The 13,316-nt window shown below is 59.8% G+C and carries 18 protein-coding genes; 13 read left to right on the top strand and 5 right to left on the bottom strand.

Annotated elements, in window-relative coordinates; all coding sequences use genetic code 11:
- Positions 1 to 30 precede the first annotated feature (30 nt).
- Both ACN9MW_RS00055 and ACN9MW_RS00060 read left to right on the top strand, forming a co-directional pair.
- Positions 31 to 450 carry a type II toxin-antitoxin system HicB family antitoxin gene (locus ACN9MW_RS00055; protein WP_426166335.1) on the top strand — a complete coding sequence of 140 codons (420 nt, stop codon included), beginning with the start codon at positions 31 to 33 and terminating at the stop codon, positions 448 to 450.
- Positions 451 to 565: 115 nt separating this feature from the next.
- Positions 566 to 1,579, top strand: a complete 1,014-nt coding sequence (locus ACN9MW_RS00060) for a hypothetical protein (protein WP_426166338.1) — start codon at positions 566 to 568, stop codon at positions 1,577 to 1,579.
- A gap of 7 nt (positions 1,580 to 1,586) precedes the next feature.
- On the opposite strand, the gene ACN9MW_RS00065 is transcribed toward ACN9MW_RS00060, so the two are convergent.
- Both ACN9MW_RS00065 and ACN9MW_RS00070 read right to left on the bottom strand, forming a co-directional pair.
- The gene (locus ACN9MW_RS00065; RefSeq protein WP_426166341.1) at positions 1,587 to 1,766 is read right to left on the bottom strand and encodes a hypothetical protein; all 180 of its coding nucleotides are present in this window, start codon (positions 1,764 to 1,766) and stop codon (positions 1,587 to 1,589) included.
- 18 nt (positions 1,767 to 1,784) lie between these two features.
- Entirely contained in the window at positions 1,785 to 2,042 is a 258-nt protein-coding gene (locus ACN9MW_RS00070; protein ID WP_426166344.1) for a PAAR domain-containing protein, read from the bottom strand.
- Between ACN9MW_RS00070 and ACN9MW_RS00075 the strand changes: the two genes are divergently transcribed.
- The 5 genes from ACN9MW_RS00075 (at position 2,026) to ACN9MW_RS00095 (ending at position 5,637) form a co-directional block, all read left to right on the top strand.
- Entirely contained in the window at positions 2,026 to 2,304 is a 279-nt protein-coding gene (locus ACN9MW_RS00075) for a hypothetical protein (RefSeq protein ID WP_426166347.1), read from the top strand. The genes ACN9MW_RS00070 and ACN9MW_RS00075 overlap by 17 nt on opposite strands.
- A gap of 34 nt (positions 2,305 to 2,338) precedes the next feature.
- A complete protein-coding gene (locus tag ACN9MW_RS00080) occupies positions 2,339 to 2,644 on the top strand; it encodes a hypothetical protein (protein ID WP_426166349.1) in 306 nt (101 codons plus the stop codon).
- Positions 2,645 to 2,753: 109 nt separating this feature from the next.
- Positions 2,754 to 3,167 carry a hypothetical protein gene (locus ACN9MW_RS00085; RefSeq protein ID WP_426166352.1) on the top strand — a complete coding sequence of 138 codons (414 nt, stop codon included), beginning with the start codon at positions 2,754 to 2,756 and terminating at the stop codon, positions 3,165 to 3,167.
- 176 nt (positions 3,168 to 3,343) lie between these two features.
- Entirely contained in the window at positions 3,344 to 4,918 is a 1,575-nt protein-coding gene (locus ACN9MW_RS00090) for a TonB C-terminal domain-containing protein (protein ID WP_426166355.1), read from the top strand.
- A gap of 65 nt (positions 4,919 to 4,983) precedes the next feature.
- The gene (locus tag ACN9MW_RS00095; RefSeq protein ID WP_426166358.1) at positions 4,984 to 5,637 is read left to right on the top strand and encodes a TetR/AcrR family transcriptional regulator; all 654 of its coding nucleotides are present in this window, start codon (positions 4,984 to 4,986) and stop codon (positions 5,635 to 5,637) included.
- Positions 5,638 to 5,649: 12 nt separating this feature from the next.
- Here ACN9MW_RS00095 and ACN9MW_RS00100 read toward each other — a convergent pair whose 3' ends face one another.
- Positions 5,650 to 6,087, bottom strand: a complete 438-nt coding sequence (locus ACN9MW_RS00100) for a type II toxin-antitoxin system YhaV family toxin (protein ID WP_426166361.1) — start codon at positions 6,085 to 6,087, stop codon at positions 5,650 to 5,652.
- The gene (locus ACN9MW_RS00105) at positions 6,084 to 6,413 is read right to left on the bottom strand and encodes a type II toxin-antitoxin system PrlF family antitoxin (RefSeq protein WP_426166363.1); all 330 of its coding nucleotides are present in this window, start codon (positions 6,411 to 6,413) and stop codon (positions 6,084 to 6,086) included. The genes ACN9MW_RS00100 and ACN9MW_RS00105 overlap by 4 nt, the downstream gene beginning before the upstream one ends.
- A gap of 135 nt (positions 6,414 to 6,548) precedes the next feature.
- Here ACN9MW_RS00105 and ACN9MW_RS00110 point away from each other — a divergent pair, with 135 nt between their 5' ends.
- From ACN9MW_RS00110 to ACN9MW_RS00130, 5 genes are all read left to right on the top strand, one after another.
- Positions 6,549 to 6,902 carry a c-type cytochrome gene (locus tag ACN9MW_RS00110; RefSeq protein ID WP_426166368.1) on the top strand — a complete coding sequence of 118 codons (354 nt, stop codon included), beginning with the start codon at positions 6,549 to 6,551 and terminating at the stop codon, positions 6,900 to 6,902.
- On the top strand, positions 6,899 to 8,266 hold the full coding sequence (locus ACN9MW_RS00115; protein WP_426166371.1) for a D-arabinono-1,4-lactone oxidase: 1,368 nt from the start codon (positions 6,899 to 6,901) through the stop codon (positions 8,264 to 8,266). Before ACN9MW_RS00110 ends, ACN9MW_RS00115 begins: the two co-directional genes overlap by 4 nt.
- Positions 8,267 to 8,274: 8 nt before the next feature.
- Positions 8,275 to 9,552, top strand: a complete 1,278-nt coding sequence (locus tag ACN9MW_RS00120; protein WP_426166373.1) for an alanine racemase — start codon at positions 8,275 to 8,277, stop codon at positions 9,550 to 9,552.
- A 258-nt stretch (positions 9,553 to 9,810) separates the two neighbouring features.
- Positions 9,811 to 10,317, top strand: a complete 507-nt coding sequence (locus ACN9MW_RS00125) for a hypothetical protein (protein WP_426166376.1) — start codon at positions 9,811 to 9,813, stop codon at positions 10,315 to 10,317.
- A 34-nt stretch (positions 10,318 to 10,351) separates the two neighbouring features.
- A complete protein-coding gene (locus tag ACN9MW_RS00130) occupies positions 10,352 to 10,735 on the top strand; it encodes a type II toxin-antitoxin system CcdA family antitoxin (protein ID WP_426166380.1) in 384 nt (127 codons plus the stop codon).
- A 68-nt stretch (positions 10,736 to 10,803) separates the two neighbouring features.
- Here ACN9MW_RS00130 and ACN9MW_RS00135 read toward each other — a convergent pair whose 3' ends face one another.
- Positions 10,804 to 11,100: a helix-turn-helix domain-containing protein gene (locus ACN9MW_RS00135; protein ID WP_426166383.1), complete on the bottom strand. Its 297-nt coding sequence runs from the start codon at positions 11,098 to 11,100 to the stop codon at positions 10,804 to 10,806.
- Between the two features lie 183 nt (positions 11,101 to 11,283).
- Here ACN9MW_RS00135 and ACN9MW_RS00140 point away from each other — a divergent pair, with 183 nt between their 5' ends.
- Positions 11,284 to 13,293 carry a neutral/alkaline ceramidase gene (locus ACN9MW_RS00140; RefSeq protein ID WP_426166386.1) on the top strand — a complete coding sequence of 670 codons (2,010 nt, stop codon included), beginning with the start codon at positions 11,284 to 11,286 and terminating at the stop codon, positions 13,291 to 13,293.
- Positions 13,294 to 13,316: the final 23 nt, after the last annotated feature.

A 13,316-nucleotide genomic window follows, 5' to 3' on the forward strand; every position in this document is an offset into this window, starting at 1 on the left:
CGCATTGGCTCGACTTGAGGGACCAAATCCATGTTGAACTACCCCGTCACTTTGACCCCCGACAGCAACGGCTCCTTTCTGGTTGGGTTTCCGGATTTTCCTGAAGCTAATTCAGTAGGAGACACTGTCGAGGAAGCATTGCATGAAGCGGTCGACGCCTTGATTACTGCGTTGGAAATTTACTTCGATGCGCGCCGTCCGGTACCGCAGCCTTCTGCGCTGGCCAAGGGCCAACATACGGTCGCTCTTCCCGCGCTGGAAACTGCCAAGGTACTCCTATGGAATGAAATGCAGCGACAGCAGTTGCGCAAAGCGGACTTGGCGCGAATGCTGAATGTGCACCAGCCACAAGTGGATCGCCTGTTTGACTTGCGCCATTCATCCAAGCTGGACTTCGTAGAGCAGACTGCCAAGGCGCTCGGGCGACGTTTGACTATTGGCTTGCAGTGAGTCCTAGTTCTTGCACGGCATGGTGTCAGTCATCGTGAGCAATGACCTTAACCGCTTACAATAGCGACCGAATCGCAATCTCCCCAGTTCGGCTGTAATCCAGACAGTAATCAATATGTCCATTCAATTCCAGATTTTCCCAGACCATTCGGGCGCCTTCGACTATTCCAGCAACACCGCACGAGCGGCCGGTGAAAAATTCGACGAGCTTGCCGACCAATGGCAACAAGGCCGTTTGAGCGACAAGCGCCTCCAGGCCGCGCTTGAACTGCAGCTGCAGCAGACTCCATGGCTACTGGATGCCCATTGCTTCCTCGCGTCGAACTATTTCGACATGGACAAGCCGGTTAAAGCGCTCGAAGCGGCACAACGAGGGCTGGACGCCGCACATGACCTGATGCCGGAAGGGTTTTCTGGCAAGATCGAATGGGGCCACCTGGAAAACCGCCCGTACCTGCGCTTGCTGCAGATAGCGCTGCTCTGCCTCGCTCGTCGCCGCAAGCATAAGGAGGCGGCGGAGATTGCCGTCCTGATGATGGCTCGTAATCCAAACGACAACCAGGGCGCGCGTTTCCTGGTTGGCTCAGAACTGCTGCGTGCCGGCATGCGCAAAGAAGCCGCCGTTGTTCTGGAAGAGCAGGGCGCGGACTATCCTCCCTACTGGTATGAGTTAGGCCTGTGCCACGCTATCGACAATAACTGGGTGGCTGCCGCGACCGCATTCCGCCGGGGCTTCGCCGCCAATCATTACATTGCCGAGCTGCTGCTGAATGAAAGCCAGCCTCTGCCACTCCTGATTCATCACGGCAGCAACCTGGAAGAGCCATCGACCGCCGCCGAGTACGTCAGCATGTATGGCGACTTATGGCTGGCGCCGAATGGCGCGCAGCGCTTCCTGCGATGGCTTTACAACCAGTCACAAGTGATGATCGAGCGTGCAGGAATCCTGGCCTGCAAGGAAGAATTGCTGTGGGCGACAAACAGTGCTGACGCGGGCAAGATTGTTCAACGGCGCGATGCGCTGGCAAGCAAGATTGACGACCAACTGTCCAAGGCGATTGTGCAGCAGCGCACCACCAGGCGCGGGCAAACTGGCTGGCCCTGGAATCTGGCGCTCGGGATGCTCTGAGACAGGATCACATCAATCCCACACGCCGCAAGCGGTCTACCCAGGCGCGCCGATGTCCATGAGTGGACAACAATTTCACCAAGCCGCGCTGGAACTCAAACGCCTTCCCGCCAGCCTTGAGTGCCTCGTGCAGTTCCAGTATGGCGCGTTGCGCCCGTTCATAGGCGGCGCCGAAGCCGGCGCGCATGCAGACGTCCAACGAACCTCAAATTGACGAAATAAGCTTTGCGCCACAACCCGTTCGTTGCCCATCATAGGCAACCTCTTTGCCATTATGGGTTCGTTCACTATGGGAGGTCTTGATGGGAAAGGTGCCTCGGCATTGGGGACAAAACGTCATGTCACCATCAACAGCAACTGGCTTACCTAACACTTTGAAATCGCTTGTCGCGCTTATGACTTTTCCGCCGTGCGAAGTCTTATCGCCTACCGGGGCCGCGAAGACCATGCTCAGCGAAGACATGCTCGCCGGCTCCAGGGCGAATTACAAGGTGCTGCAGCCTAAGGTCGTGATCGGCCTTGCCAACGGCCGCCGCTCTACCGCGCGACTGGTTGTGCTGGATGCGCTCAATGTCGGGCCTTTTGAGCTGCGCAAAGTCACCGCCATTGTCTGCTCTACCTGTGTACCGCTTTTGGGCCAGGCATCGCTTTCCCAGTTCAATATGGCTTCGGCCAAGAAGCAGGGCGTGGAGTTCATGACGCTGGAACCACGAGCGGTACGGTAACGGGCGCTGAAATCCGCGAACTATGAAAGCAGCTATGACAGATCCTGAAACCAAACAGATGGCCGAAATCCTCGTGAAGATTGAATTGACCCTTGCCCAGGTGTTGGATGCCCAGCGTGAGCACAACCAGTCCGAGCGCGATTGGTTTGCTGCGGATATTCGACTTCGAGAAGAACAACTTACTCTCCACCAAGCTCTGCTTCAAAATAGTAGGGCCGCCCAACGAAAAAGCACGCGCAATGTGCTGGTGATGGGAATGTTGGCCGGGGCCATGCTCTTGCTGGGGCTTGGCCTTCTAACGGAGCCTTGGTGGATGCCAGTGGTCTCGGGCGGCCGATAACGTGCTGCGAGTCACTGAAAGGCATGGTTCTTTCAGAAACCGACAAACCGCCCCCCTCATAACAGGCAAAACCATTGCAGTCACCCAGTTTGACGGCTCCGTCACGCTGATGAAGATCGACCTGGCCACCGGTGCCAGGGAATTTGCTCCGTCCACAGAAGTAGACGAAGAGAAGGTCGCGTTCGGGCTATACGAGATTGAAGAGAGCGGCCATCACGCGGAATCGATTGTCTTGCTGGCGACTCCTGATGGGCCCCTACTGATTTTCAACGACACCCTGTACCACCCTGATGCCGATGAAACCACAGTCGAGATCGCGGATCAGGAGACGGTCTCGCACTTCCGCGTTCTTCATCGCGGCACACCAGTTTTCGAGTTGGCGTACGAGAAGAAATCTGCAATAGGTCTACATCCCTATGCTCGACATCGCGAAGACGTGGACTTCTACTTCTGGCTCAAAAGCAAAGTCAACGAGCCGGCTTTTTATCGCGCCTACACCAGGGAAATTGTCTTCGTGACGTAGTTCAGTGTTGCGTATTTCACCCTATCAGTTGCCAGTTGATTAATAGCCGCCTGCCTTTGTGATAGTCTGTGGTGATGTCCTCAGCAATCACACTCGGCCGACTTAATAGCTTTCAGCGCGAACCGTGGCGACTGAGCTCTGCGCTCGTGATCTCCGCATTCGTTCACGCACTGCTTTTGAGCATCAGCCTGGGTGGCCAGACATTCGGGCTTCCCGCACTCAATTTCCCGTGGCAAGAACGCCGACTGGGGGCCAACGACTTGCAGGTCTTGCTGCTGCCGGCCCAGCCGCCTGCAGCGCCCATATTGGGGCCGCTGCAACTGCCAGCGGAACCGACGCGGCCAACAGTCCCCGCGCCGGCGCCGCCTGCGTCCGAAAAGACCGCGCTTGCGAGCACCGTGACAACCATGCCCATGTCACCTCCCGCCGTGCCTCCAACGCCGACACTTGCGCCAACGCCCGTTCCCGCGCCGGCACCAGAGCCCACAGTGGCGTCGAAGCGCCCCGATGTTCCGTTGCCGACAGCGCCCGCCGCGCCGCCAATCGTTACGCCCAAGGCGAACGACATCCCGCTGAAGCAGCCCGAGCAGGAAACCCGGGAGCGCTCGCATGAACAGGCCAAGCTGGAGCAAGAGCAGCAAGCCGCAGAAAAGCTGCGTCAATCTGAGCTGATCGCCGAGGCCGAGCGCGAGGCCACGCGCCAGGAGCAGCTCCGCCAGGAAACCGCCCGCGCCGAACAGGCAGCGCGCATTGAGGCTGCTCGCCTGCAGGCCGAGCGCCAGGAGGTTTCTCGACAAGAGCTGGCACGCGCAGAAGCCGAGCGCGTGGAGGCTGCCCGCAAGGAGGCCGTGCGCCAGGAACAAATCAAGCAAGCGCAGCTCGAAGCAGCCCGGCAAGAGCAATTGCGGCTGGATGCTGCGCGCGCGGAGCAGGCAGCCAAAGCGGAGGCTGCACGCAAGGACGCCGAACGCCAGGAACTCGCCCGCCAGGAGGACGCCCGCCGGGAGCGCGCGAAGCAAGAAGAAACGGCGCGGCAAGAATTGGCCCGCCAGGAGCTGCAACGCGCTGAAACCGCACGCCTGGAAGCAGCGCGCAAGGAAGCTGCGCGACAAGAACAGGCGAAGCAGGCGCAGATCGAAGCAGCACGCCAGGCGCAGCAACTGGAAGCTGCCCGCCAGGACGCAATCAGGCAAGAGGCGGCCAGGCAGGAAGCAGCCAAGCAGGAGGCTGCGCGCCAGGAACAGGCAAAGCGCGAGCTGGCGCAACGTGAGAAGGCCAAGCAAGAGGAGGAACGCGAAGAACGCCTGCGCGCCATCGGCCGGCAACTCAACGAAGAGGCGGCCCAACGCGATGCGGCGGCGAAGAACCCATCACGCTCGCTGCTTCCCACCGTTAGCGGCCTTCGTCGCGGCTGGCTTTTCGGGCGTGCCGATCCAAACATCGACCTGGTTCAATACGCGGAGGCGATGAGCAAGAAGTTTGAGCTGAACATGGCGTTCGACATGCTGCGCGACGTGGTCAAACAGCGCCACGTGTCACCGATGGTGACCGTCGCCATCCGCGCCGACGGCTCCGTGGAAAAGGTGACTTTTGTCGTCTCCAGCGGCGTGGCCGCAATCGACGAGGCAATCCGAAAAGTCATCTCCAGCCAGGCGCCTTATGGTGCCTTTCCACCTGCGCTCGCGCGCCAATATGACGTCATCGAAATCCGTCGGACATGGGTGTTCGACACTGCCATTCGCTTGCAATAGGCTGGTTGCCCAACAAAAGGCCGCATGCTAGTCTCGGTCGCGTAGAGCGAACTTGAGAAAACCGAATGAACAAGTCCAACAGCGTAGAGCTTCGAAAGCTGCGTGAATCCGAGCAGCGCCGCAAAGACATCATCAAGGCCGTGCGTGCCTTGATCAAGGCGGGCGGTGCGCGCGAGATTACGCTCCGCAAGGTAGCGGAGAAGGCCGGCTTTTCGACGACCGTGGTCTACAACCTGTTCCAGAACAAGGCTACGCTGATCACCCAGGCGATGGACAGCGACCTGCTCGACCTGGTCAAGGCCATGCGCAACGCCGTGGATGCAAAGCTGCCGCACCTCGAAAACATCCGCCGCGTAGGCCGGGCCTACGTGACCTTCGGCATGCGCCACCCCGACCAGTACGCGCTGGTCTTCATGGAGCGCAGGCCGCACGCGCCGATTGAGAGCTCCCGTGTCGAACACGGCAACCAGGCGCAGGACCCGTATGCCTTCGCTTGTCAGCTCTTTGTCGACCTGGCTGGCACTGGGCAGATTCCACAGGACCAGGCGGAAGCGATCGCCCAGATCTTCTGGGAAGGCCTGCACGGCATGGTGTCATTGCGCCTGGTATTCGGGGAGAACGAACCGTGGTTCGAGCATGACGAATTCAATCGGCACCTGGATGCATTGATCGACGTGCTGCTGGCCGGTATCCTGCATCGCTTCCGCCCTGGCGCCTAGATCTACTCCGGGTTAGTCTTGACCAATCGCTGCAGCCGCTGTGATCCTGCTTTCGCTTCGCTCACCAGTTGAGTCGTTACTTTCATACGCTCGTTTCGTCGACTCATCATTCACCCACGCCAGCACAATTACCTTGCTGGACGCGTGAAAGCGAAAGAAGATCCGATATTGCTGGAAAAACTTGGCGCGGAACCAGTGCTTGTGTTCGCCGCCCAGCGTCGCTCCCTGTCGATATTCCGCTCGGGCAGGATCTTGGGGAATCTGGTCGAAAGCTAACTTTGTTATTGCCGCAAGGCGTTTGGCTGCATTTTTCTTAACGTACCCTTGTGGGTCCTTCTGCTTCTGAGCCTCTACCTGGCCCCTTAATGCTTCAAGCTGCGAGAGAAACAGAGGGTGTGCGAAAACCGTCCAACCATGAATAACCAACGGCGTTGGTTTGGGCGTGATCATTCATCGGCTTCCGATAACGGAGCATTCAGGTCAACTTCAACATCGGCTGTCAATTCACGAAGCCGCTCAACCAGTCCAGCGTCAACTGCTTGAATGTGCTCAGGGTGCTTCGCTATGTCGTTGGCCAGGAAGCCAAGGAATTGAGCGAGCACAGGATCTTCTGTGTCGGGCTCTTCCGCACGGCGCAAAACCACTTCGCCATTGCTGCGAATTAGATACTGAATCTTTCCACGCTTGCTGAGGCGTAGTGCCTTTCGGACCGGCTCCGGTACCGTCGTCTGGTAACGATCGGTTAACGTGGATTCTGCTTCAAAAGTAGGTTCCATGAACCCATGGCAATGCAATTGCATTACCACGTCAAAGTGTTGCTAATTGATACAGCCCGATCTCAATAACGTTGTTCCAGAACGAAAACAACGTTATTCTCGCTTGACGTTGTCCCACTTGAAGAAGGGGAGTCGATGCGAGCGTTGTTGCGATTGGCAATGCTGGCAGGCCTGTGCGCCTGTTCCGCTGCCAAACAGGAGCCGGCTGCGGCCGACCTGCAATGGGCTGCTACGGCGCGGCCGGGAGAGTTGCGGCTGGCCGAGCGCTACGAGCGTTCGTGCATGATGTGCCATGCGCGAAACGGCAGCGGGGCGCCGCTGGCCGGCTTCGCGCCGCACTGGAAGCCGCGTCTCGACAAGGGCATCGACCAACTGGTGCGGCATGCTAGCGATGGCTTCAACGCCATGCCGGCCATGGGCCAATGCAACGACTGCAGCGCCGATGACCTGCGGGCTCTCACCCTCTTCATGGCAAGGAGCGGATCATGAGGCAGCGTCGCCTGTTCCTGAAGGCCGGCGCCATGGCGGCGGCGGCGGGTTTGCTAACGGGTCGTGCGCACGCAGCGCCGATGCAACCCCGTCCCTTCCGTTGGAAGAACTGGTCGGAAGTGCAGCAATGCCAGGCGCAATCGCTTGCCACGCCGGCCGACGAGCAGGCACTCGCAGACCTATTGCGCAATGCTGGCGGCACGGTGCGCTGTGTAGGCGCGGGCCACTCCTTCACTCCCCTGGTGCCTACCAACGGCACGATTATTTCGCTGGAGCGCATGTCCGGCGTGCTGTCGCACGACAAGGCGGCCATGACTGCCACGCTGCGCGCTGGCACCCGCCTGGCTGCGATTTCGCGCGAGCTCGACGGCGTTGGGATGGCCTTGCGCAACCTGCCGGATATCGACATGCAGTCGCTGGCAGGCGCCATCAGCACCGGCACGCACGGCACGGGGGCGAACCTGCAAGCCATGCATGCGGACGTGATGGCGCTGCGCCTGGTCACGCCGCAAGGCGAGATCGTGGAGTGGGACCAGGAGCGCCATCCCGAGCAAATGGCGGCGGCGCGCGTTTCCCTCGGCAGCCTGGGTGTCATCACGCAGGCGACCGTGCGGGTTGTGCCATCCTTCAGCCTGCACCGCAAGGTGTGGCTGCGACCTGTGGGTGACATGCTGGAGCAGGCCGGCGAGCTGGCGCGCAAGCATCGGCATTTCGAGTTCTACTACCTGCCCTTCACCGGCTATGCAGCGGGCATTGCGCATGACGAGTACCAGGGCGGCGATGTGCTGGTGCCGCATTCGCAGGATGAGGAGATGTTGAGCGACCTGCGCAAGCTGCGCGACTGGCTGGGCAAGTTCCCCGACCTGCGGCGCTGGGCGGCAGGCAAGTTGATCGATCCCGACCTGACCGAGGAGGCGAAGAACCGCTCGTGGAAGCTTCTCTCCACGGTACGGCCAACGCGTTTCAACGAAACGGAATACCACGTGCCGCGCGAGGCGGGCATCGCCTGCGTGCGCGAAATCATCGCAGCGCTCGAAAAGCGCAATGAGGTGTTCTTCCCGATGGAGTTCCGCTTCATCAAAGGTGACGATGCCTGGCTCAGTCCCTTCCACAAGCGTGACAGCTGCTCCATTGCCGTGCATGCGGCGCATGGGGAGGCATACGATTACCTGGTGACCGAGCTGGGTCCGATTTTCCGCAAGCATGGCGGCAGGCCGCACTGGGGCAAGCTGCACAACCTCACAGCAAAGGAACTGGCGGCGCTTTATCCGCGCTGGAACGACTTCCTGGCGCTGCGGCAGCAGATGGACCCGCAGGGCCGCATGCTCAATCCGCACTTACGTTCGATGTTCGGGGTGGCGTGATGGTGGCATTGAAACGACGTGCTGTGATGACGGCCATCGGCGCAGGCCTGGTGGGCGCTGCTGCGCTGGCGGTACGACCGCGCGACAAGGGAGCGCCGCATGCGGAATACTTTGCGCGCGCTTCCAAGGCCTTACGTGCGGCGGGTATTGCCACGCCTACCATGGTGATTGACCGCGACCGTCTGCTGGCTAATGCGCGCCAGGTGATGCGCAATGTGGATGGGCGCCTACCGTTGCGCTTGGTGGCCAAGTCCCTTCCCTGCCTGCCCTTGCTGGATCTGCTGATGCAAACCATGCAGACGCGCCGGCTGATGGTGTTCAACCTGCCTTACCTGCAGCAGCTTGCGGCGCAGCGCGGGGACGTGGACCTGTTGCTCGGCAAGCCTCTCCCTGTTGCTGCGGCAGTGGAGTTCTATCGGAGCTTCCAGGGTGGGCAATTCAATCCGGAGCGGCAGTTGCAGTGGCTGGTGGATACGCCGCAACGCCTGGCACAGTATCGCGACCTGGCGAAGGCGCAGCAATTGGATATGCGCGTCAGCCTGGAGATCGACGTGGGCTTGCATCGTGGCGGCGTGGATAGCGCGCAGATGCTGCAGCAGATGCTGGCGATCTTGCGTGAGGAGCCTCGCCTTAAATGGGCGGGGATGATGGGATATGACGCGCACGTTGCCAAGCTTCCGTTGGCGAGCTTGCGCGAGAAGGCGCTAGTCGAAGCCAAAGCCATCTACCGTGATTACGCCGGGATTGCTACGCAGGGCATGCGCACCCAGGGCGAGGCAGATGCGCTGGTGTTCAACGCGGGAGGCTCACCGACCTACCGGCTGCATGACGGCAGCGGGGCCGCCAATGAAATTGCGCTGGGCTCCGCCCTCGTCAAGCCAAGCGACTTCGATACAGACTTGCTGCGGGATTTGTCTCCAGCTGCTTTCATCGCTACGCCGGTGCTGAAGGCGGATAGACGCTTCCAGATGCCGATTGGCGTTGAGGTGCTGGGCGATGCGGCGCGTGCGTGGGATGTGAACCAGGAGCACGTCCACTTCGTGTATGGGGGCAACTGGATGGCGGAACCGGTGTCGCCAGCAGGGCTGGCTGCCAGCGGCCTGTATGGAAATTCGTCCAATCAGCAGGCCTTGCTGGGATCGGGGGCGCAGCAATTGCAGGTCGACGACTATGTGTTCTTCCGGCCGAGGCAGAGCGAGGCAGTGCTGCAGCAGTTCGGCGATATCGCTGTTATGGACGATGGGAAGATTACGGAGCACTGGCCCGTCATGCAAGCCATGCCGTAAGCCAGCGCACCGTAACAACAGCTAACTCAACATTGCAGTTCTACGATCATGGCCTTATTCCGTGGCCCGCTCGACGACGGTCTATTCAGGTCCACTTTCGGCTATTCGCCACTAATTCTCACTTGCTCCGGTCTATCGCGGTCCCAGATCTCCCGGCATCGATCCAATTCGGTCCAGCGATCTTCGGAAAAAATATAAAGTGAACTATTTTCCCGTTCCACGATCCAACCTTTAGCTCATTTTCGAAAGGGTTGAATCATGGGATACGAAGCAAAGCAGCCTGTCGACATTCCAGTAGCCGATTTTTTGGAACTGGAGTTCTACCTAATGGATGTGCGCCCTGGCGTCAAAACAGAGGCCTTTATCGCAGAACTCGTGAATCGTTGGCTCAAGACCGAGCTGGAGCGACGCGACTTAAAGGACAGAGGACATTCATTGCGTGGGTTTCAGTGGAAGAGCATATTTCTTCCCGAAGGAACTAACCTGCGAACGAGCTACTGCAGCGTAATCGAATTCGCAAAAGTTGTAGGCGATCGTATCGTTGCAGAGGACGGCGCAATGTTGACGCCCTCGCAGTTTGCTAATCGACGCGCCAAAGGGCGCAATGCATGGCGGTTCGTCTGGCTGCGCTTTCCTGGCGACGACTATTGGATTCGCGCCGAGGATCGCAGACTACGGTGTGACGACCTGCTGTCTAAGCAATCTAAAACACGGGGTGAGCTCTCTAAAGCAGTCTCTCGCGGAGGGCCAGAGCATCTAACTTAATCTAAAGATTTCCCAGCAAGGGCGCTTTCGGTCTATGAAATCAGGCGCCTTTGCAATTCTGGATCTGTTTAGTCAAGGTTATCGCGTTTTAGAGCAAACTAGACAGGGCATTCACGGAAACAGGTGTGCATTACGTGCCCTCACCATTGAGGCACTCCCGAATCATATGAAACCCGCACGTACCAGACCCAAGCTGCCAGGTAAAAGAGCCACCAACATTACCCTGTCCATGGACGTGTATCTGGCAACCAAGAGCTTGGGCATCAATACTTCCCAGGTTTGTGAGCAGCGCTTGCGTGAAGAAATGAAGGCGAGAGGAGAACAGCAATGGAATGAGGAACATGCCGCCTTTCTCGATGCTTATGACGAGCGAATAGCCGAGGAAAGCGTTGCTCTGCAGGAGTTGCGCGCATTCTGATGGCTCGCTTTGACATCCACGTCAATCCTGGGCAAAAGCATTTGAAGGGTGAAGCCTGTCTCTCTGGACTAGACAACGTCGGCCAGTAGTCCTGAGGGCAGGCGTTGCAGTAACGCGTGATCTTTCGGCGCAATCACCAAGGCCAAGCCAAGTCCGTCCAATACCGACAGAAGCTTGTCGGTGCGGATGCCTCCGGCACCATTCTCGAGGCGCGACAGCAGGTCCACCGAAACGCTGATCAGCGCCGCGGCATCGTCAATGCGCAGTCCTTGCTGCTTGCGATGCGCTCGCACTTGCCGGCCAACGTCGGCCAATTCGCGTACAAGTTGCACGGCAGGCAGCGCGGGTAAAACAGTTTGGTTCATATTTCGGAATTTCAGAAAAATTGGCGGTGACGATCAGTATATCCCACGTATTTCTGATATTCCGAAACTGTCAGCTTCTCACTTGCTACTGTGGCGTTTTGACCAAGATCATCGGCAAAAAGAAAAACGCTGTTATTCTCCAAGTTCGTCGTTTTTCAAACAGCAGCGGCAAAGGGGACGGTCATGACGAAATATTTTCGGTTCGTGCGCCTGGTTTCTCTGTTGGGCGCAAGCGTGGTTTGCAGCACGGCATTTGCAGATCCTTTCCTGGTCGGGCGCGGCATGTCCGACATCACGGGCGAGGCGGCGGAAGTGGGCATGATGGGCTATGGCTCAACCTCGCAGGTGACGGCCGGCATCCACATGCGGCAGCGGGCACGGGCTTTCATCGTGGTGGACCAGGCCAGCGGCAAGCGCATGGTCTTCGTCAACAATGACCTGGGCATGGTGTTCCAGGGCGTGCAGCAGGCGGTCTTGCGGCAGTTGCAGGCGAAGCATGGCAGCCTGTATTCGGCGGAGAACGTGATCCTGTCGGCGACGCATACGCACGGCGGGCCGGGCGGCTTTTCGCACTACGCGCTGTACAACTTCACTACCTACGGTTTCAATCCGCGCACCTTCGATGCGATTGTGGGCGGCATTGTGGCGGCCATCGACAAGGCGCATCGCGACCTGAAGCCGGGCAGCATCGCGATCGGCAAGGGCGAGCTGACGGATGCGAGCAATAACCGTTCGAACCCGGCCTACCTGCGCAATCCGCAGGCGGAGCGCGAGCGCTGGGGGCGCAATATCGATCCGGAGATGACGGTGCTGCGCTTCAAGCAGGGCGGCAACGATGTGGGCGTGATCAGCTGGTTCGCCACGCATGGCGTGTCGATGACGCCGCAGAACCGCTTGATCACGCCGGATAACAAGGGTTATGCGGAATGGCGCTGGGAGCACGACATGAAGGGCGTGCGCTACAACTCGGATGGCGATTTCGTGGCGGCCTTTGCACAGTCGAATGCGGGCGACATGACGCCGAACCTGAACCTGGACGGCACAGGGCCTACGGCGAATGAGCTGGATAACACGCGCATCATCGGCGAGCGGCAGTTGCAGAAGGCGCTGGCCATCTATAACGGCGCGCTGGAGCCGCTGGCGGGGCCGGTGGATTACCGGCAGCGCTATATCGACTTATCCCGCGTCACCGTACAGGCGCGCTTCGCGGATGGCGTGGTGCGCAGCACCTGTCCGGCAGCCATTGGCAGCGCTTTCGCGGCGGGCACGGAGGATGGGCGCGGGCTGGATGGCTTCAATGAGGGCGATTTGACGGGCAACCCGTTCTTCCAGGCGCTGGGCGGCATCATCGCGCCTGCGCCGCAGTGGGTGCGCGATTGCCAGGGCGTGAAGCCGGTGCTGCTGTCGACGGGCACGCAGGCGCCCTTCCCCTGGTCGCCGGAGGTGCTGCCGGTGTCGATCGTGCGGATCGGGCAGCTGGCGATTATCGCGGCGCCGGGCGAGTTCACGATCATGTCCGGGCGGCGCGTGCGCGAGACCGTCAAGGCGGCGTTGGGGGATAGCGTGAAGCACGTGGTCTTTGCCGGGTATGCGAATGCCTACTCCGGCTATGTGACCACGCCGGAGGAGTACGACGCGCAGCATTACGAAGGCGCCTCGACGCACTTCGGCAAGTGGACGCTGGGGGCTTACCAGCAAAGCTTCCATGAGCTGGCGACCGCGATGCGGCAAGGGACTGCGGCTGGCGCCAGCGCGGCGGTGCGGGATTTGAGCGGCAACCAGATGTCGTTCCAGACCGGTGTGGTGCTGGATAACACGCCGATCTTCAAGAGCTTTGGCGATGTGGTGCAGCAGGCCAATGCGAGCTATTCACGCGGCCAGCGTGTGGAAGTTTCGTTCTGGACTGGGCATCCAAAAAATAACCTGCGCCTGAACGGCAGCTTCCTGGAAGTACAGCGCTGGGACGGCTCGGCGTGGCGTACCGTGGCGGTGGATGGCGACTGGAACACCAGCTATCGCTGGGTGCGGATCGATCCGGTGTGGGGTACTTCGCAGGCGGTCATTGGCTGGACGATTCCGGCCGATGCGGAGAGCGGGCAATACCGCATACGGCACAATGGGGACTACAAGAATGGCTGGAACGGCGCCGTGTACGGGCTGAGCGGGACCAGCAGGACTTTCGTGGTGAACTGAGGTTCCGCCGGCCAGGCCGCCGC

Origin of the sequence: Pseudoduganella sp. R-34 (assembly GCF_049904655.1) — a bacterium.
Classification (GTDB): domain Bacteria; phylum Pseudomonadota; class Gammaproteobacteria; order Burkholderiales; family Burkholderiaceae_D; genus Rugamonas.

Excerpts from the sequence above, each read along its gene's own strand:
- ACN9MW_RS00125 (WP_426166376.1), top strand. The coding sequence starts at position 9,811 with ATGGGATACGAAGCAAAGCAGCCTGTCGACATTCCAGTAGCCGATTTT.
- ACN9MW_RS00140 (WP_426166386.1), top strand. The coding sequence starts at position 11,284 with ATGACGAAATATTTTCGGTTCGTGCGCCTGGTTTCTCTGTTGGGCGCA.
- ACN9MW_RS00070 (WP_426166344.1), bottom strand. The coding sequence starts at position 2,042 with ATGTCTTCGCTGAGCATGGTCTTCGCGGCCCCGGTAGGCGATAAGACT.
- ACN9MW_RS00110 (WP_426166368.1), top strand. The coding sequence starts at position 6,549 with ATGCGAGCGTTGTTGCGATTGGCAATGCTGGCAGGCCTGTGCGCCTGT.
- ACN9MW_RS00085 (WP_426166352.1), top strand. The coding sequence starts at position 2,754 with ATGAAGATCGACCTGGCCACCGGTGCCAGGGAATTTGCTCCGTCCACA.
- ACN9MW_RS00080 (WP_426166349.1), top strand. The coding sequence starts at position 2,339 with ATGACAGATCCTGAAACCAAACAGATGGCCGAAATCCTCGTGAAGATT.
- ACN9MW_RS00055 (WP_426166335.1), top strand. The coding sequence starts at position 31 with ATGTTGAACTACCCCGTCACTTTGACCCCCGACAGCAACGGCTCCTTT.
- ACN9MW_RS00105 (WP_426166363.1), bottom strand. The coding sequence starts at position 6,413 with ATGGAACCTACTTTTGAAGCAGAATCCACGTTAACCGATCGTTACCAG.
- ACN9MW_RS00095 (WP_426166358.1), top strand. The coding sequence starts at position 4,984 with ATGAACAAGTCCAACAGCGTAGAGCTTCGAAAGCTGCGTGAATCCGAG.
- ACN9MW_RS00100 (WP_426166361.1), bottom strand. The coding sequence starts at position 6,087 with ATGATCACGCCCAAACCAACGCCGTTGGTTATTCATGGTTGGACGGTT.
- ACN9MW_RS00115 (WP_426166371.1), top strand. The coding sequence starts at position 6,899 with ATGAGGCAGCGTCGCCTGTTCCTGAAGGCCGGCGCCATGGCGGCGGCG.
- ACN9MW_RS00130 (WP_426166380.1), top strand. The coding sequence starts at position 10,352 with ATGAAATCAGGCGCCTTTGCAATTCTGGATCTGTTTAGTCAAGGTTAT.
- ACN9MW_RS00075 (WP_426166347.1), top strand. The coding sequence starts at position 2,026 with ATGCTCAGCGAAGACATGCTCGCCGGCTCCAGGGCGAATTACAAGGTG.
- ACN9MW_RS00060 (WP_426166338.1), top strand. The coding sequence starts at position 566 with ATGTCCATTCAATTCCAGATTTTCCCAGACCATTCGGGCGCCTTCGAC.
- ACN9MW_RS00065 (WP_426166341.1), bottom strand. The coding sequence starts at position 1,766 with ATGCGCGCCGGCTTCGGCGCCGCCTATGAACGGGCGCAACGCGCCATA.
- ACN9MW_RS00135 (WP_426166383.1), bottom strand. The coding sequence starts at position 11,100 with ATGAACCAAACTGTTTTACCCGCGCTGCCTGCCGTGCAACTTGTACGC.